This window comes from Gemmatirosa kalamazoonensis, from assembly GCF_000522985.1.
GTDB lineage: Bacteria > Gemmatimonadota > Gemmatimonadetes > Gemmatimonadales > Gemmatimonadaceae > Gemmatirosa > Gemmatirosa kalamazoonensis.
Map to the genome: position 1 here is coordinate 4,243,620 of NZ_CP007128.1, position 16,784 is coordinate 4,260,403.

The 16,784-nt window shown below is 71.7% G+C and carries 12 protein-coding genes, 9 tRNA genes and 1 pseudogene; 6 read left to right on the plus strand and 16 right to left on the minus strand.

The genetic code is table 11. The annotated features are described in order from the left end of the window. Positions 1-42: 42 nt before the first annotated feature. A complete protein-coding gene (locus J421_RS18535) occupies positions 43-1,086 on the plus strand; it encodes an SGNH/GDSL hydrolase family protein (RefSeq protein ID WP_148306388.1) in 1,044 nt (347 codons plus the stop codon). A 74-nt stretch (positions 1,087-1,160) separates the two neighbouring features. Here J421_RS18535 and J421_RS18540 read toward each other — a convergent pair. From J421_RS18540 to J421_RS32870, 3 genes are all read right to left on the minus strand, one after another. After that, a tRNA-Pro gene (locus J421_RS18540) sits at positions 1,161-1,234 on the minus strand. A gap of 105 nt (positions 1,235-1,339) precedes the next feature. Next, entirely contained in the window at positions 1,340-2,227 is an 888-nt protein-coding gene (gene hemQ, locus J421_RS18545) for a hydrogen peroxide-dependent heme synthase (RefSeq protein ID WP_025412671.1), read from the minus strand. Positions 2,228-2,232: 5 nt separating this feature from the next. Continuing rightward, complete coding sequence (locus J421_RS32870; RefSeq protein WP_025412672.1) at positions 2,233-2,439, minus strand: heavy-metal-associated domain-containing protein; 207 nt, start codon at positions 2,437-2,439, stop codon at positions 2,233-2,235. Positions 2,440-3,036: 597 nt separating this feature from the next. Here J421_RS32870 and J421_RS32875 point away from each other — a divergent pair. Together J421_RS32875 and J421_RS18555 are read left to right on the plus strand one after the other, a co-directional pair. After that, complete coding sequence (locus J421_RS32875; protein WP_025412673.1) at positions 3,037-3,444, plus strand: hypothetical protein; 408 nt, start codon at positions 3,037-3,039, stop codon at positions 3,442-3,444. Positions 3,445-3,459: 15 nt separating this feature from the next. Next, positions 3,460-6,531 carry a hypothetical protein gene (locus tag J421_RS18555; RefSeq protein WP_025412674.1) on the plus strand — a complete coding sequence of 1,024 codons (3,072 nt, stop codon included), beginning with the start codon at positions 3,460-3,462 and terminating at the stop codon, positions 6,529-6,531. A gap of 84 nt (positions 6,532-6,615) precedes the next feature. Here J421_RS18555 and J421_RS18560 read toward each other — a convergent pair whose 3' ends face one another. From J421_RS18560 to J421_RS18610, 11 genes are all read right to left on the minus strand, one after another. Then, positions 6,616-7,467 carry a YybH family protein gene (locus tag J421_RS18560; protein WP_025412675.1) on the minus strand — a complete coding sequence of 284 codons (852 nt, stop codon included), beginning with the start codon at positions 7,465-7,467 and terminating at the stop codon, positions 6,616-6,618. Positions 7,468-7,541: 74 nt separating this feature from the next. Next, positions 7,542-7,614: transfer RNA gene (locus J421_RS18565), tRNA-Gly, on the minus strand. 69 nt (positions 7,615-7,683) lie between these two features. Beyond that, a tRNA-Thr gene (locus J421_RS18570) sits at positions 7,684-7,755 on the minus strand. A 42-nt stretch (positions 7,756-7,797) separates the two neighbouring features. Next, positions 7,798-7,879: transfer RNA gene (locus J421_RS18575), tRNA-Leu, on the minus strand. Between the two features lie 30 nt (positions 7,880-7,909). Further along, a tRNA-Asp gene (locus J421_RS18580) sits at positions 7,910-7,984 on the minus strand. 41 nt (positions 7,985-8,025) lie between these two features. Next, positions 8,026-8,098 (minus strand) — tRNA-Glu (locus J421_RS18585). A 51-nt stretch (positions 8,099-8,149) separates the two neighbouring features. Next, a tRNA-Glu gene (locus J421_RS18590) sits at positions 8,150-8,222 on the minus strand. Between the two features lie 91 nt (positions 8,223-8,313). After that, positions 8,314-8,386 (minus strand) — tRNA-Trp (locus tag J421_RS18595). Between the two features lie 32 nt (positions 8,387-8,418). Further along, positions 8,419-8,492 (minus strand) — tRNA-His (locus J421_RS18600). 78 nt (positions 8,493-8,570) lie between these two features. Continuing rightward, complete coding sequence (efp, locus tag J421_RS18605; RefSeq protein WP_025412676.1) at positions 8,571-9,137, minus strand: elongation factor P; 567 nt, start codon at positions 9,135-9,137, stop codon at positions 8,571-8,573. A 69-nt stretch (positions 9,138-9,206) separates the two neighbouring features. Beyond that, positions 9,207-10,067 carry an arylesterase gene (locus J421_RS18610; RefSeq protein WP_312845224.1) on the minus strand — a complete coding sequence of 287 codons (861 nt, stop codon included), beginning with the start codon at positions 10,065-10,067 and terminating at the stop codon, positions 9,207-9,209. Between J421_RS18610 and J421_RS34650 the strand changes: the two are divergent. The 3 genes and pseudogenes from J421_RS34650 (at position 9,961) to J421_RS18625 (ending at position 13,248) form a co-directional block, all read left to right on the plus strand. Beyond that, a pseudogene (locus tag J421_RS34650) lies at positions 9,961-10,676 on the plus strand (ABC transporter ATP-binding protein). The gene J421_RS18610 and the pseudogene J421_RS34650 sit on opposite strands and share 107 nt — an antisense overlap. Then, entirely contained in the window at positions 10,673-11,536 is an 864-nt protein-coding gene (locus J421_RS34010; RefSeq protein WP_148306390.1) for an ABC transporter permease, read from the plus strand. The pseudogene J421_RS34650 and the gene J421_RS34010 overlap by 4 nt, the downstream one beginning before the upstream one ends. After that, complete coding sequence (locus J421_RS18625) at positions 11,533-13,248, plus strand: ABC transporter permease (protein WP_312845240.1); 1,716 nt, start codon at positions 11,533-11,535, stop codon at positions 13,246-13,248. Before J421_RS34010 ends, J421_RS18625 begins: the two co-directional genes overlap by 4 nt. A 132-nt stretch (positions 13,249-13,380) precedes the next feature. Here J421_RS18625 and J421_RS32880 read toward each other — a convergent pair whose 3' ends face one another. Next, positions 13,381-15,837, minus strand: a complete 2,457-nt coding sequence (locus J421_RS32880) for an Ig-like domain-containing protein (protein ID WP_025412678.1) — start codon at positions 15,835-15,837, stop codon at positions 13,381-13,383. A gap of 125 nt (positions 15,838-15,962) precedes the next feature. Beyond that, positions 15,963-16,781, minus strand: a complete 819-nt coding sequence (locus J421_RS18635) for a DUF4397 domain-containing protein (RefSeq protein WP_025412679.1) — start codon at positions 16,779-16,781, stop codon at positions 15,963-15,965. Positions 16,782-16,784: the final 3 nt, after the last annotated feature.

A 16,784-nucleotide genomic window follows, 5' to 3' on the forward strand; every position in this document is an offset into this window, starting at 1 on the left:
GACGACACCGTCGCGCCGTGACTCGCACCGACCGAGGCTCACATGCCCAGCCGCGCCGCACTCCGCCGCTGGTCGCTGGCCATCGCCAGCGCCGTCGCCCTCCTCGCAGTCACGCCCCCCACCGCGTCTGCACAGCGGTACTCGTCGCTCACGTTCTTCGGCGACAGCTTCACCGACATGGGGATGGCGGACCTCCTCGCGGCGCTCGGCGGCATCGCCGACCCCAGTCCGACACCGCCCTACGCGCCCGGCACGTTCACAAACGGGCCGACGTGGGCCGGGTACTTCGCGCAGCTGCTCGGCCACCCGGCGGACGCGGCGCCGGCGCTCGCCGGTGGGAACAACTTCGCGATCGGCGGCGCGCGCACCGGGTTGCTCGGCACCGGCGGCTTCCCGATCGGCATGCTCTCGCAGCTCGGCCTCTTCGACGGCGTGGCGGCGATCCCGGGCCTGCCGCCGCTCGCCCCCCGCGTGATCGACCCGACCGGCCTGTACGTCGTGTGGGGCGGCGTGAACGACATCCGCGATGCCGCGACGCTTCCCGCCGCGCAGCAGCTGCCGGCGGTCCAGAACGCGGTGACGAATATCGCGTTCATCACGAACGCGCTCGCCACGGCCGGCGCGAACACGCTGCTCGTGCCGCTCGCGGCCAACTCCGGGCTGGCGCCGGAGGTGGCCGGCACGCCGTTCGCCGGCATTCGCAGCAACCTGACCGACGTCTTCAACAACCTGCTGCTCGGCGCGCTGGGCAACCTCCAGTCGATGTTCCCGCTGGTGCACCTCGGCACGTTCGACCCGAACACGCTGTACGCGGCGATCGCGGCGGACGCGCTCACGGGCGGCACGCGATTCGGGATCACGAACCTCACGGATCCCTGCCTGCCGGGCTTCGCCACGTCGGTCCCGCCGATCAGCTGCAACGTCTCGCTGTTCGCGGACGGGCTGCATCCGACGACGCGGGCGCAGGCGATCCTCGGTCGGTACGCGCTGGGTTCCGTGGTGCCCGAGCCGGCGACGGTGACGCTCGTCGGCGTCGGGCTCGTGATGCTCGGCGTGGGCGGGCGTCGCCGGGCACGGCGCGGTTAGGCGCCGGCAAGCGCGATCGTCGAAAAACGAGAAGCACCACGGGCATCGAGCCTCGTGGTGCTTCTCGTTTCCCATCGGGACGGCGGGATTCGAACCCGCGACCCCCTGAACCCCATTCAGGTGCGCTACCGGGCTGCGCTACGTCCCGTCCCCGCGTTCACCGGGTACAGCCCGGCGCCGCTGCGGACTCCCCAACCTAACCGTCGGCAGGGGCCGATACAACCGAGCCGAGCCCGCCTCGGCTCCTCGCCGGCTACTGGCCGAGCACCGAGGCGACCCACTCCGACGGCGACACGACGCGACCGACGTAGAAATCGCCGAACGACGCGTACTTCGCGCTCACCTCGTCGAACCGCATCTCCGTCACGATCCGCTTGAACTCCAGCGGATCCGCCGCGAACAGCGTCACGCCCCACTCCCACGCGGCGAAGCCCACCGACCCGGTGACGATCTGGAACACCTTCCCGGCGTACCGGCGACCGGTCTTGCCGTGGTCCCACATCAGGCGGCTCCGCTCCTCGAGCGACAGCGCGTACCAGTTCTGCTCCGCCTCGCGCTTCTTGGACATCGGGTAGAAGCAGACGTACGGCATCGCCTCGCCGGGCGCGGGCGGGAAGAGCCGCTTCTGCACGTGCGCCGATGCGCGCTCGCTCTCCAGCAGCTCGGCGAGCCGCGCGTTGTACTCGGCGTCGCCCACGGTGCCGCCACGGGCCGCGGTCTCCTTCGCGGCCTTCACGGCGACGGAGTACATCCCGGCCTCGGTGACGCTGAGGAAGTCGTAGGTGCGGCGCAGTACGTCGCCGAGCGGCTCCGTCAGCACGGCGCGGCCGGCGGCGCCGAGGCCGTCGAGCGAGGGGCGCATGTGGATCAGCATCAGGTCGGCCGGAGCGCCGACGAGCTGCACCGCGGCCGTCCATCCGCCGTCGGCCGGCGAGACGAGCCGCGCGATCGCTCCGCGCATCGCCTCGCCGGCGGCGCGGCGATAGTCCACCGAGAGCGCGCGCAGCGCGGCGCGATCGACGGTGAAGAGCTGGTGATGCGAGTACCAACCCTCGAGCGTGAGCGCCGGAGCGACGTACGTCGGCTCGGCGGCGGCGGCGGGCGCGGCGGGGCGCTGGGGCGCGGCGGCGGGTGCCGTCATCCCCGTTAGGCCCCGGCGGGCTCGTAGCCCGCGTCGCGCACGGCGTCGAGCAGCTCGCGCTTCGGCGTCCGCGCCGGATCGTACGCGACGGTGGCCGAGCCCACGTCCACGCGCTCCACCTCGACGCCCGGCAGCTCGGCGAGCGCGTCGCGCACCGCCTTCACGCAGTGCGCGCAGCTCATGCCGTCGATCTGCATCGTCATGCGGTCCATCGTCTCTCCTCGTTCGGTCCTACGGGAAAGGTAGACCCCACCGACACCCGGCGTGCAGTCCCTGGGGGCGACTGCCGTATCTCTCCCGTCGCATCTCCGTCTCTGTCCAAGGTACTCCCACGACAAATCCCACGACAACGTCCGGGTGCCTAACGGCAATCCGGTGGGCTCGTGGCGGGGGCAGACGACGGGGCCGATGCCCTGTTGCGACGAGACGCTCTCATCCGTTGACGTGGCGGTCCAGGACGACGGCGCCGGCGCACGTGCCGGCCGCGCTGCCGACCGACCGCGCGTACCGCCGATCCGTCGTGGTGGGACATTGCGGCGGCCGACGAGGAAAGCTACCTCCGTGGCTATGCGATACCGAACACGGGCACGAAGGCGTGGTGGGCGCTGCCGAAAGGGCTGCCCGAGCACCATTGGACGACCGCCCCGGGCATCTTCGACGCCGTGCGCCGCGGGTACGTCGACGAGCCGTCGCTGAAAAGCTCCCGCTCTGCAACGCGGCGTGGCTCGCGGCGCGCACCGAGCGCGCACCGAGCGAATCCGGCGCCGACGCCTCCCCTCGCTGTCGCCTTCCGCTTCGAGGCTCCCGACATGGCCACGGTATTCAACACGATCACGAAGAACACGATGCTCGACAGCATCGACGCGGCCTTCAACGGCGGCACGCTGGAGATTCGCACCGGCGCGCCGCCGGGGCCGGGGGCCGCGCCCACCGGCACGCTGCTCGTGAGCATCACGCTCCCGGCCGACCTGTGGGCCGCCGCGTCGAATGCCGTGAAGCCGCTGAATGCCGCGCTCACGCCCACGGCGGCCGTCGGCGCCGGCACCGCGGGGCATTTCCGCATCAAGGCGGCGGGCGACACCGGCGCCGTCTCGACCACGCAGCACCGCATCGAGGGCACGATCACGGTGACGGGCGGCGGGGGCGACATCACGCTCGATAACACGTCGATCGCCGTCGGGCAGAACGTGACGATCTCGACGCTCAGCCTCACGTAGTTAGCCTCCCGCCCTATGGCCTTCGCCGGCTATTTCACCGTCACCATCCCCGCCGACGGCTCGCTCGCCGCCGACGTGACGGGGTTCACGGTCGCGGTGCGCCTGAGCGCCGCGGAGCTGGCGAGCGTGGCGAACGGCGGGCTGTGTCGCGCCGACGCGCGCGACATCGTGCCCTACGCCAGCTACTCGGGCGGCGCGTTCGTCACGCAGCTCACCTTCGAGCGCACGCGCTACGACGCGTCGGCCGGCGAGGTCGTGCTCTACGTTGCCGGTCGCACCGTCTCCAAGACCGCGGATCAGACCTTCGTCGTCGCGTTAGGCGATGGCTCGCAGGCCACGGACTACAGCTCGGCGGCGGCCTGGGACACCAGCACGTTCGCGTTCGTCTGCCACATGGGGAACGGCGCCACGTGGGTGGGCACCGACGCGACGGCGGGCGGGCGCAACCTCACGATCACCGGCGCCGGCACGCCGAGCCTCGACAAGAGCGGCGACGGCCAGGTCGCCGGCGACGGCGCGAGCTACGGCGAGCATAACGGGGCGAGCGACGTGGTGCCGGACAAGAATGTCCTCACGCTCGAGGCGATCTTCGAGACGACGGCCTCGATCACGGCGGGCACCTCCTCGCTGGTCGACCTCGGGGACTTCGCGTCGCCGGAGATTCCGTACGAGCTGAGCGTCCGCCCGACGGACTCGATGCGCTCGCAGAACCTGACGAACGCCGTCAACGCGGCGAACGGCGCGATCGCGGTGGGGGTCAACTACGGAGCCGCCGTGTTCGACCTCCAGAACGCGACCGCCGCCGCGCGGCGCATCCTCGACGTGAACGGCGTCACGACGACGGGGACCGTCCAGACCCCGATCGCGAGCGCGCCGCAGGACATCAGCGTCGGCACGCGCCGGCTGAATGGCGCCACGCGCACGCAGATCCTGCCGGCGACCATCAAGCTGCGCGAGGTCCGCATCTACAAGACGGCGCGCACGGCGGATCAGCGGCGCGCGGTGCGCAGGAACTTCACCGACGCGGCGTTCTACTCGGTCGGCAGCTTCACGAGCGCGTCTGTCGGCGGCAACGCCCCCCCCACAGCGACGATCACCGCGCCGGCCGCGGGGACGGTGGTGACGCAGGGGAGCGCGACGACGCTCACCGGCACGGCCACCGACGCCGAGGACGGCACGCTCACCGGCGCCTCGCTCGCCTGGACCTCGAGCCTCGACGGCGCGTTAGGCACCGGCACGAGCATCTCCCCGACCCTCTCGCTCGGCACGCACACGATCACGCTCACCGCGACGGACTCGGCGAGCGCCACGGACACCGACGCCGTCACCGTCATCGTTCGCACCGCCGCGCGCATCGCCAACGACGCCCTCATCGCGGCGACGGGCGGCGACGCGGTCTGGCTGGCGGTCGCGGACTCGCGCGAGAACGTGACGAAGGACGGGAGCGATCGCGTGAGCGCGTGGGACGACGTGCGCGGCGCGGGCGCGGGCTTCCTCAACACGCTCGCGCAGGCGACGGCGGGGAGCCAGCCGCTGTGGACCGCGAGCGGGATCGTGTTCAGCGCCGCCCGCCAGGACCACCTGATCGCCGCGCTCGATTCGGCGATCAACCTCGCCGCGACGGACGCGCTGCACATCTTCGCGGTGGTGAGGTCGCCCTCGGCCGGCGCGCACCTCGTGAGCCTCTCGCCCGATCCGACGCTTACCACCGCGCTGCCCTACTGCAACCTCACCACGCGGCCGGGCGGCACCTACGGGCTCCAGGCGAACGCGGGGCCGAGCGGCACCACCAACCTCGTGACGCTCGACAGCAAGAGCACGGCGGGGAGCACGGTGCGCGCCGTCATCGCGGGGCGCGAGCAGAACGTCGCCGCGGCGCTCGGCGGGCCGCACGTCTACCAGCTGCATGTGCGCGGCCGGCAGGGCGTGAAGCGCCACCGCCTTCCGGTGGCGACGAGCAGATCGCTCCAAGTGGCGTTAGGCCGGTGGGGCACGACCTACGCCGACATGACCGTGCTCTGGGTCGGCGTCAGCTCGGCCACGCGGAGCCGCGCGCTCGACGACGCGTTCGAGGCGTTCGCCCGCGCGCAGTTCGGCGCCGCGCCCGACCTCTCGAAGATGGGGACGATCGTCAACATCGGCGCCTCCAACGATCGCGGCTTCGGCACCTCCTCGCCGGTGGATGACGCGGGGGACACGGCGGGCGCGAACGGCACCGGGTGGTGGTTCACGACCTGTGCGCAGCGCAAGTCGGGCGCAGGGACGTTCGCCGCGCTGGGGCTCGAGGACGACCCGAACAAGGTGAGTGCCGCGCACAACGGCGCTGGATTCGTGGAGTTCGATACGACGTGGGACTACCGCGTGGCGCTGGAGCTCGATACCCGGCGCGGGGGGCCGCACCTCCTCCTCACGGGGTTCGTCCTCAACCCGATCATCTCGACCTACGTCAACGCGGGCGACGTGCCGACGGTGATCTCGCTCTTCACGGCGTTCGTCGCGCGGGCGGTGGCGCTCGGCTTCAAGGTGATCGGCCAGACCTCGATCGACTACGACCAGCTCTACACGCCGACCAAGACGGGCACGATCAACCAGAAGGGCGTGAACGTGAAGCTGTGGAACGACTGGTTGCGCGACCCCGCGGGGTTCCTCGCGCTGCCGGGCGTGGTGGGTCTGCTCGACTTCGAGGCGATGAACGACGGTGGCGTGCGCTTCCTCCAGATCGACCGCGCGCCCTCGCACGCGTGCGCGAATACGGCCTACTACGACGCGCTCTCGGAGCACTACAGCACGGCCGCGGCGCCGAAGCTCGGCAACTTCGCCAAGGACTGGTTCGACGCGCACCCCCAGGTGCTCGGCTCCCCGACCTGGGGAGCGACGCTCGCCACCCAGCCGGCGATCATCGGCGCCGGCACCGTCGGCACGCCCGGCTCGATCACCGGCATCGGGACGCTGACGAGCGCGCCGGTGGTGGCGGGCACGGGGGTGGTGCTCGTCAGCGGCGGGGGGACGCTCATGGTCCCGCCGGCCGTAGCAGGTGATGGGGCGGTGCTCGTCAGCGGCGGGGGCGTGCTGGTGGTCGGGTCGTAGCGGGCGCGGGGGGACGTCCTCAGCGGCGTGCGCGTGCCGAGTCCCACGATTCGTCCCACGCCACTGCCGCCGCACGCCGGAGAATCACGAGTGATCGTGGATCATCCGCCATCCGGCGGGCGTGCGCGCCCACACCGTGGTGAACCAGCCGGTGCGATCGGGACGTCCGCCACCGGTGAGCACGAACTGCCCCGTGACGAGCGCGTGGCCGGTGCCTAACGGACGCACGACGACGTGCTCGTAGTGGAGCGTCTGCAGCGGCCGCCCGGTGCGCCAGAAGCCGGCGCGCATCTGCGCCTCGATCGCCGCGATGCCGCGCTCCGGGCCGTTGCTGCCCATCGACGTGGCGGTGTCGACGTACGCCCACAGATAGCGTGACAGGTCGCCGCGGTTCCAGCCGGCGGCGGTGGAGTCGAGCACCGCGCGGATGGCGGCCGCGTCGTCGACGCGCCGGCAGGTGAGCGAGTCGCCGAGCGCCCATGCCTGGCCGTCGCGCGAGACCTCGTAGGTCATGCGGAACGTGGAGTCCGATGCGCGCCGATAGGTGAAGCGCTCGCGGCGTCCCGCGGTGGTGTCCGTCGTGAACGCGAGCGTCCCGCCCTGCCACGGCGCCGCGCGGAAGCGGCGCGCGCCGCCGAAGTTGTCGGTGAGAACCGAGAGCAGCCCGCCGCTCGCGTCGCCGCCCCACTGCAGCCGCGCCGCGAAGCGGTTCGGCGCCCGATCGACGTGGGCGCCGGCGAGCCACGCCGAGTCGAGCGTCGGCGCGAACGAGATGTCCGACTCGATCGGGCGTCCGTTCGCGAACGCGCCGGCGCACGACCATTCGCCGCTGAAGAACGCGACGACGTCGCTCGGGACACGCGGGGGGCGCGTGGGCTGTGCCGCGGCCGGCGAGGCCGCGGCGAGGCACGCCGCGGCGGCGAGAAGGCGACGCATCGGGAGCGGGTGCGGGGGAAACGAAAAAAGGCCGGCGGAGCACCGAGGTGCCTCGCCGGCCGTGGTCTTTCGAGAGCGGGAGACGGGGTTCGAACCCGCGACATCCAGCTTGGGAAGCTGGCGCTCTACCAACTGAGCTACTCCCGCAGAGCCTGCATCGAGATGCCTCAACAATCTGCGCCTCTTGCGGGCGAGGCCGCAAGAGGCGCTGGAGAGAGCCACAGGTCGGGATTGAACCGACGACCGCCCGATTACGAATCGGGTGCTCTACCACTGAGCTACTGTGGCAATGGGACGTTCAGACGTTCCGCGCTGCGAAGAATGCTTGCATGCCCTGGCGCGGACTCGAACCGCGACGCCTTTCGGCACCACCCCCTCAAGATGGCGTGTCTACCAATTTCACCACCAGGGCGCGAACAAGCGATCCAGCGTTTTCAAGCAACGGGGCCGACGGGGCTCGAACCCGCGACCTCTCGAGTGACAGTCGAGTGCTCTAACCAAACTGAGCTACGGCCCCTTTCCAACGACGGCCGCGAGGCCGTTGCCACATCCTGCTGATAGCCCCAACGGGAGTCGAACCCGTCTCTCCACCTTGAAAGGGTAGCGTCCTAAACCGATAGACGATGGGGCCGACTCGTGTCGAGCAAGCACCCTTTCGAAGGGGGGTTCCCGAGGGAGCCGATAGCGGTAACGGGATTCGAACCCGTGTTCCAGCCTTGAGAGGGCTGTGTCCTAGGCCTCTAGACGATACCGCCGTGTTCGTCGCGCAACGCGCTGTGCGAACGAGACTTGAAACCTAATCGGCCCCGTTTCGCATTTCAACCGGCGCTCGGGTGAGCGCTCCTACAGGCCCGGAGGGAATCGAACCCCCAACCGCCGGTTTTGGAGACCGGTGCTCTACCAATTGAGCTACGGACCTACACCACGTCGTCGACTTCGTCGTGCGAGAGGGGTGACTAACGGGACTTGAACCCGCAACCCCCGGAGCCACAGTCCGGTGCTCTAACCAGTTGAGCTATAGTCACCATGACCCCCGCCCTCACGAGCGGGGAACTCTGAATCTATGCGGCCCCGTCCGGGGCTACAACCTCACCGCGCGCCGCTCACTCCTTCGCGCGGTCCATGTACTCGCCCGTCGACGGATTGATGCGCAGCCGCTCGCCGGTGCTGATGAACTCGGGCACGTTCACCGTCACGCCGTTCTCGAGCTTCGCCGGCTTCGACGACGCCGTCTTCGTCGCCGTCTTCATCACGGGCGCGGTGTCCACGACCTCGAGCACGACGTACTGGGGCAGCTCGATGCCGATCGGCTTCCCGTCGTAGTACTCGGCCAGGATCTTCATCCCCGGCTGCAGCCACTGCGCGTTGTCGCCGAGCATCTCGTCGTCCATCTCGAGCTGATCGTAGTTCTCCGTGTTCATGAAGTGGTACGTGTCACCACCCTGATACAGAAACTCCAGCTCGTGGGTCTCCATGTCCGCCTTCTCGATCGAGTCGGCCGCGCGGAAGCGATGCTCGAAGCTGGAGCCCGTGCGCAGGTTCTTGAGCTTCGCCTGCACCATCGCGCGCAGGTTGCCCGGAGTGTGATGGCGGAACTCGATCACGCGGCACGGCTGCCCCTCGAACACGAGGACCATGCCGCGGCGGATCTGGGTGGCCGGCATTGCCATAGTCGGAGTCCTGACGAAGTTAATCTAAGTGGTTACAGCCTTTCAGTTTACGCAGTCTTCCGCGACAGGTCAACCCGTCCCCGCGGCCGTCGCTGCGGTCGCCGCGCGCAGCGCCGGCTCGATCGCCTTCCACACGGTCTCGGTCACGATCCGCTCGCCGGCGTCGTTCGGGTGGATGCCGTCGGCCTGGTTGAGCCGCCCGATGCCGGCGACGCCCTGGAGGAGGAACGGCGCGAGCGTGACGCCCTCCGTCCGCGCGACGTCGGGGAACATGGCGTGGAACGCCGCCGTGTAGCGCTGGCCGAGGTTCGGCGGCGCCTCCATCTGCACGAGGACCACGCGCGCCTCGGGCAGCTTCGCCCGGATGCGGCGCACGATGGCGACGAGGTTCGCGCGCGTCGAATCCACCTGCAGCGCGCGGAGGCCGTCATTCGCCCCGGTCTCCAGCACGACGACGTCGGCGGGCTCGCGCAGCACCCAATCGATGCGCCGCAGCGCGCCGGCAGACGTCTCGCCGCTCACGCCGGCGTTGACGGCCTGGATGGCGATGCCGGCGGAGTCGGCCTTACGCTGGACGCGCGCCGGATACGCGCTGTCCGGGTCGAGGCCGAGCCCGGCGGTGAGGCTCGTGCCGATGAACAGGACACGCAGCGGGGGTCGGGCCTCGGGACTGGGAACTCGGGACTCGAGTGCGGCGCGCGATGCTCCATCCGAGCTCGGCGTGCTCCCGGCGTCCCGTCTGGAGCACGCACCCGCGCTTAGCATTAGCAGTGAGACGAACCCGAGTCCCGAGTCTCGAGTCCCGAGTCCCGACAAGATCTTCATGCTCGTCGCCCGTGAGTTGACGAAGGAGTTCCAGAGCGGCGGCCGGCCGCTGGCCGTACTACGCGACGTGTCGTTCAGCGTTCCGCAAGGAGCGTTCGTCGCCATCGTCGGCCCTTCCGGCAGCGGCAAGACGACGCTCCTCGGCCTGCTCGCCGGGCTCGACCTCGCCACGCGCGGCACGGTGCTGCTCGACGGGCAGGACCTGGGCGCGCTCGACGAGGATGCGCGCGCGCGCGGCTGCGCGGCGAGAAGGTCGGCTTCGTGTTCCAGAGCTTCCAGCTCATCCCCACGCTCACGGCGCAGGAGAACGTGCAGGTGCCGCTCGAGCTGCGAGGCGCCACCGACGCCGCGGCGCGCGCCCGCGAGCTGCTGGAGCGCGTGGGCCTCGGCGGGCGCGGGCACCACTTCCCCGCCCAGCTCTCCGGCGGCGAGCAGCAGCGCGTCGCGATCGCCCGCGCGTTCGTGAACGCCCCGCGCATCCTGTTCGCCGACGAGCCGACCGGAAATCTCGACGCGACGACGGGCGCGCGTATCGTGGAGCTGCTCGAGTCGCTGAACCGCGAGTCGCGCACGACGATCGTGCTCGTGACGCACGACCTCAATCTCGCCGCGCGCACGCAGCGCATCATCCGGCTCGCCGACGGCGCCGTCGTCGAGGACACCGAGCGTGGAGCGTGGAGCGGCGAGCGTGGAGCGCCGGAGGCACTCCCGTGAGATCCACGCTCGCCGCTCCACGCTCCGCGCTCCGCGTGCTTCTGGCGCTGGCGTGGCGCGAGAGCCGCACGGCGCGCCGTCGCCTGCTGCTCTACATGTCGTCCATCGCGCTCGGCGTCGCGGCGCTCGTCGCCATCGACTCCTTCGCGAGCAACGTCGCGCAGTCGGCGCGCACGCAGTCGCGCGCGCTGCTCGGCGGCGACCTGTCGTTCGGCAGGAACTCGCCGATGCCGAAGCCGGTGTCGGCGTGGCTCGACTCGCTCGCCGAGCGCGGCGCGCCGGTGGCGCGGCAGGTGACGTTCGCGTCGATGGGGCTCGTGCCGCGCACGGGCGGCACGCGACTGGTGCAGGTGCGCGCGGTGTCGGCGTCGCTGCCGCTCTACGGCGAGGTCACGACGCAGCCCGCGGGACGTTGGGCGCAGCTGCAGACCGGTCCGCACGCGCTCGTCGACCGCTCGCTGCTCGTCGCGCTCGACGCCGACGTCGGCGACACGCTGGTGCTCGGCTACACGCGCTTCGCGATCATCGGAGCGCTGGAGAACGTGCCGGGCGACCCGGGCATCGCGGCGGTGCTCGGGCCGCGCGTGTACATCCCGGAGCGCTACCTCGCGGAGACGCATCTGCTGGGCTTCGGCGCGCGCGCGCGCAGTACGAGTCGTTCGTGGCGATGCCGGAGGCGCAGGCGCGCGCGATCGTGCGCGACGTGCGCAAGCGCTTCGATCCGCTCGGCGTGCGCACGCGCACGGTGGCCGACGAGGAGCGTGGTCTCACGCGCGCGATCGATCGGCTCACCGACTTCCTGTCGATCGTCGGCCTCATCGCGCTGCTGCTGGGCGGCGTGGGTGTGGCGAGCGGCGTGAGCGCGTTCGTGACACGGAAGATCGACACGGTCGCGGTGCTGCGCTGTCTCGGCGCGACGAGCCGACAGGTGCTGGCGATCTACGTCACGCAGGCGGCGGCGATGGGACTCGTGGGCGCGGCGTTCGGCGCGCTGCTCGGCGTCGGGCTGCAGCTCGCTCTGCCGCACGCGGTCGGCGAGTTCCTGCCGGTGGACGTGCAGGTGACGCTCGCGCCGGCGGCGATCACGACGGGGCTCGCGGTGGGCGTGTGGGTGGCGCTCGTGTTCGCGCTGCGCCCGCTGCTCGCGCTCCGGCGCGTGTCGCCGCTGCAGGCGATTCGCCGCGACGTGGACCCCGGCGCGCTGCGGCGGCGCGGCATCGATTGGCCGCGACGGCTCGTGGAGCTCGGGATCGTCGCGAGCGTGGTCGCGCTCACGGTGACGCGCACCGGCCGCGTGCGCGAGGGCGTGTGGCTCAGCGTCGGCATCGGCGGGGCGCTCGTCGTGCTGTGGCTGTCGGCGTTCGCGACGACGTGGGCGGCGCGCCGGCTGCTGCGCGCCGGGTGGCCGTACGTCGTCCGCCAGGGGATCGCGAACCTGTACCGCCCCGGCAACCAGACGCGCGCGGTGACCCTGGCGCTGGGCTTCGGCGCGTTCCTCGTGTCGACCGTGTTTCTCGTGCAGACCAACCTGCTGCGTCAGTTCAGCGGCGCGGGGTTCACGTCGCGCGCGAACGTGATCCTGTTCGACATCCAGGAGGACCAGATCGCGTCGGTGACGGAGCGCGTGCGGGCGAACGGCGAGCTGCTGCAGGCGACGCCGATCGTGACCATGCGCATCGCCGAGATCAACGGCCGGCCGGTCGCGTCGCTCGTCGGCGACACGACGCGGCGGCAGGGGATGTGGGCGCTCCGCCGCGAGTACCGGTCGACGTACCGCGACACGCTCACGAGCACCGAGCGTCTCGCGGGCGGACGGTGGTCGACCGCGCCGACGCGAGACGAGAGGGGCGCCACGGTGTACGGCGTGTCGCTCGACCGCAACCTCGCGAACGACCTGCGCGTGAAGCTCGGCGATCGAATCACCTGGGACGTCCAGGGCGTGAAGGTGCCGACGCGCGTGAACAGTCTGCGCGAGATCGACTGGGAGCGCTTCGAGCTGAACTTCTTCGCGCTGTTCCCGACCGCGGCGATCGACCGCGCGCCGAAGCAGTTCGCGGTGCTCGCACGCGTGCCGGATCCCACGCGCGTCGCGCGGCTGCAGCGCGACGTCGTCACGGCGCACCCGAACGTGTCGAGCGTGGACCTGTCGCTCGTGCAGGCGACGATCGGACGCATCATCGATCGCGTGAGCATGGCGGTGCGCTTCCTCGCGCTGTTCTCGCTCGCGAGCGGGCTGCCGGTGCTGTTCAGCGCCGTCGCGGCGACGCGGCGCGATCGGCTGCGCGAGGCGGTGCTGCTGAAGACGCTCGGCGCGACGCGCCGTCAGATCCTGCGCATCCTCCTCTCGGAGTACGGGGTGCTCGGCGCGTTAGGCGCGGCGGCGGGGATGGTGCTCGCGTTCGGCGGCGCGTGGGGATTGGTGCACTTCGTGTTCGAGGGGCGCTTCCAGCCGGACTGGCTCGCGGCCGCGGGCATCGCGGCGCTGATGATGGCGATCACGGTCACCATCGGTCTGCTGACGGCGCGGGACGGCTATCGGGAGACGCCGATGGCGTCGCTGAGGGAGTCCTGACGCGGAAAGGGCTCAAGGGACGTCAGGCTCGCGGCGCTCATGCCGATCGGCTCGGGAGGTCCTCGCGATCGTCGTCGGATCCCCATCGGTGTGCTCTCGCCTTCCATCGAGCCCCTCGCGCCGTCGCCTCCGTCACGGCACGCGCGCGATCGCGATGCCCAACGGCGGCGCGGCGGCACCGGGCGTGAGGGAGCGGACCTCGAGGAGCTGACGCGCGACGGTGGGTCCGCTCAGCTCGAAGAACACGGCGCCGCCGCCGCGCACCCCGTTAGGCACGTCGACGACGAAGTCGCCGAACGAGAGCGCACGCGGCTGCAGTGGGAAGGCGCGCGGGAAGCGCGGGTCGCCGGTCGCGCTCGCGCCGGCGAGCACGTCGCGCAGCCGCCAGCTCGGCTCGCCGAGCGTCGCGCGCTGCGGCACGAATCCCGGCCGATCGTCGAGGGCGGTGGCGAGCCACCACTCGCCGAGCAGATCGGGCCACGGGCGGCCGACGCGGGCCGCGACGTTGTCGGCGCCCGTCTGCGGGCCCGCGACGAGCGCGCGGAAGAACGGCGGGTCGGTCGGGCCGGCGTGGTCGGCGGCCCAGCGCAGCAGCCACCACGCGCCGCCGTAGAACGCGCCACCGGGATCGAGCGCGGGATCGGTCACCACCGGCGTGAGCGCCGCCGGATCGACCAGCATGGCGTGCAGGCGCGCGAACGCGTCGGAGAACGCGACGGGGATCAGGTCGCACCCGCCTAACGTCGGTCGCAGCTCGCACTCCAGGCTCTCGGCGTAGCCCGTCTCGCGCCGAGTCGGCAGCGCGCGTACGGCGCGCGCGAACAGCTCCTCGGCGACGAGCGCGCTTCCCTCCTCGACCCACGGCTCCTCGAACGGCGCGGACCGCGCGAGCCGCTCGGCGTACGACGCGACGTGCTTCGTCTCGTGGGCGGCGATGGCGCGGATGCGGCGGCGCCACGCGGCGCGCGTGCCCGTGAAGCGGCCGTCGCCGAAGCCGGGTGCCGAGGACGTGGGCACGGCGAGGTAGACGATCTGCTGCTCGTTGCTCGCGCGCGCCGTCGACGACGGCAGCAGGTCGCAGTTGAACGACATGCCCAACACCCCGCGCGCGTTCACCTCCGGCGTGAAGAGCAACGCGATGCGCCCCGTGCGTCCGAGCCGCGCGTCGACGGCGAGCGGATTGCCGAACGTCGATTCGACGAGCGGGAACGTGACGTCGTCGTACTCCTGCGCGATAGCGCGGTAGTCGTCGTCCATGGTGCCGGCGAGCGGCGCAGCGACGTCCTCCAGCACCGTGACGCGCTGGCCGACGACCACCGTGCGCGCCCGCACGTCGACCGCGGGGTCGCCGCAGCCACGCGCGCCTGCCGTCAGAACGTGCAGGGTGACCGTGTCGCCGAGGGCGGCGATGCGCGCGTCAGGCAGGGCCGCGCTCGTCGCGCGCACTGCGTGCGCGGCGGCCACGGACGCGAGCCGCTCGCTCGCCGCCGCGGGGTCGACCGGGGGCGGTGCGACGCTCGGCGCGCCGCGAAGGGCGAACGGGACCGCGGTGCTCGACGTCGACGGATCGAACACGGCGACGACGTAGCGGCCGGTGGCGGGCGCCAGCTCGTTGCACGCGCTCTGCGCCGGATCGGACAGCACGATGGCCTGCCCCTCGGGCAGCGTGCGCCGCTGCGCGACCTGCAGCGATGCGGCAAGCGAGCCGCTCTCGCCGGCGACGGTGACGGTGACGGGCACGTCGCGCGTGGGCACGCAGCCGTAGCCGGTGCTCGCGACCGTCGCCGTGAGCTGGGTGGCGCTCGCCGTGCGCACCGTCGCGACGACGCCGCCGATCGTGACGGTGTTCGACGTGCGGTTGGCGGAGAAGCCGCTGCCGGCGATGGTCACGGTCGCGCCGGGAACGAGCACCGCCGGCGCGACGCTCGTCACGTGCACGCTGGACGGACGGGTGACGACGACGATGCCGCGGCCGGCCACCGCGTCGACGGTCGCCAGGATCTCGGCGCGTCCCGGCGCGAGGGCCGTGACGCGTCCGTCCCCATCGACGGTGGCGACGTCGGGCGCGGTCGACAGCCACTCGGGCCGCACGCCGGCGATGGGCTGGCCGGCGACGTCGCGCGCCGTCGCGGTGAAGTCGACGATCACCGACGCCGCGACCGCGGTGGATTCCGGCAGCACCGAGACGGTGAACGCGAGCGGCCGCAGCACCTGCACCTCCACCGTGCCGCGCGCGGTACCGACGGTCGCGGTGATGGTCGTGGTGCCGGGCGCGAGACCGAGCACGAGCCCCGACGACGACACCGACGCGACGCGCGGGTCGCTGGACTCCCATCGCGTGGCGACGCCCTGCAGCGTGTGGCCGGTAGAGTCGAACGCCGCGGCGTTCGCGCGGAGCGTGTCGCCGACGTGGAGCGTGCGCATCGGCACGGCGATGGACACCGATACGGCGACGGGGTCGCCGGGGTCCGTGCCGCCGCGGTGGCCACACCCGGCGGCGATGCCACACGCCACCAGCGTGGCGAGCGAAGGCAGCGTGTCGACGCGCGCGTCGGCGCGTCGGCGGTTCCACCGCCACGGCGCGATCATGCGTGCAAGCTCTTCGGCGGCACGGCCCCCTGCAAGGGCGGTCCATGCACCGGGCGAAGGCACGCGTGGCCCCGCGCGACCGAAGTCGTCGCGGGGCCACGCGCTGAGGCGAGCCGCCGCTCAGCTCACCGGTTCGCGGTGTTGTCGAGCTGCGGGCGGTTGGCCGCCGTCGTCGAGGTCACCGTCATGTCCCCGCGCGCAGCGACCGTGAACGCGCGACCACCGGACAGCGCGGGGAACGAGACCGCGGCGCGGCTGATGAGCGCCGCGGCCGTGCTGCCGGCCCGCACGACGAGGTCGTACGTGCCGCCCGGGATCGCCGCGAACGCGCCCGCCGTCTTGTACGGCACGGCACCGCCGATCGGGTGCTCGACGCCGGCCGAGTCCTTCACGAACAGCGTCATCGGGGTGGAATTGGAGATCGCGTTGACGAAGCGCACGTTGACGATCGACGGGCCCGTCGACGTCGGGAGCACGTCCTCGATCAGGAACGCGTCGGCCTTCTTCGTCGCCGCGTCATAGATGCCGCTGGTGTAGTACGAGTAGTACTTCCCGTCGGCGAGCGCCCCGGCGACGCTGGAGATCGCCAGCCCGTTGTCGGTCGCGGCGGCGATGCGGCCCTGGAACGTGTACTGCCCCGGCACGATCTCGTTGTACAGGCCACCGTTGCCGGCGGAGCCCGACGCGACGCCGGTCGTCGACGGCAGCCCGGTGGTGAGGCAGGCCGGATTGTTCGGCGGGGTGCACCCGCCCGTGCTCACGGCCGTGATCTTCTGCTCGTTGGCGTAGAAGTCCACCCCGGGCGCGCCGACGGCGAAGTTGAAGAACTTCACGAAGGCACCGGCGGTGGGGGCGGTGATCTGCTGCACGCCGTCCCCACTGCACCCGGTCAGCGCGGCGGCGACGAGGAGCGCGGCCAGCGTTCGATTGCGGTTCCGGTTCATGAG

Coding starts and splice junctions, on each gene's coding strand:
- efp (WP_025412676.1), bottom strand. CDS start 9,137: ATGGCAATGCCGGCCACCCAGATCCGCCGCGGCATGGTCCTCGTGTTC.
- J421_RS32875 (WP_025412673.1), top strand. CDS start 3,037: ATGGCCACGGTATTCAACACGATCACGAAGAACACGATGCTCGACAGC.
- J421_RS18555 (WP_025412674.1), top strand. CDS start 3,460: ATGGCCTTCGCCGGCTATTTCACCGTCACCATCCCCGCCGACGGCTCG.
- hemQ (WP_025412671.1), bottom strand. CDS start 2,227: ATGACGGCACCCGCCGCCGCGCCCCAGCGCCCCGCCGCGCCCGCCGCC.
- J421_RS32880 (WP_025412678.1), bottom strand. CDS start 15,837: ATGATCGCGCCGTGGCGGTGGAACCGCCGACGCGCCGACGCGCGCGTC.
- J421_RS32870 (WP_025412672.1), bottom strand. CDS start 2,439: ATGGACCGCATGACGATGCAGATCGACGGCATGAGCTGCGCGCACTGC.
- J421_RS18560 (WP_025412675.1), bottom strand. CDS start 7,467: ATGCGTCGCCTTCTCGCCGCCGCGGCGTGCCTCGCCGCGGCCTCGCCG.
- J421_RS18535 (WP_148306388.1), top strand. CDS start 43: ATGCCCAGCCGCGCCGCACTCCGCCGCTGGTCGCTGGCCATCGCCAGC.
- J421_RS18610 (WP_312845224.1), bottom strand. CDS start 10,067: ATGGCGACGAACGCTCCTTGCGGAACGCTGAACGACACGTCGCGTAGT.
- J421_RS18635 (WP_025412679.1), bottom strand. CDS start 16,781: ATGAACCGGAACCGCAATCGAACGCTGGCCGCGCTCCTCGTCGCCGCC.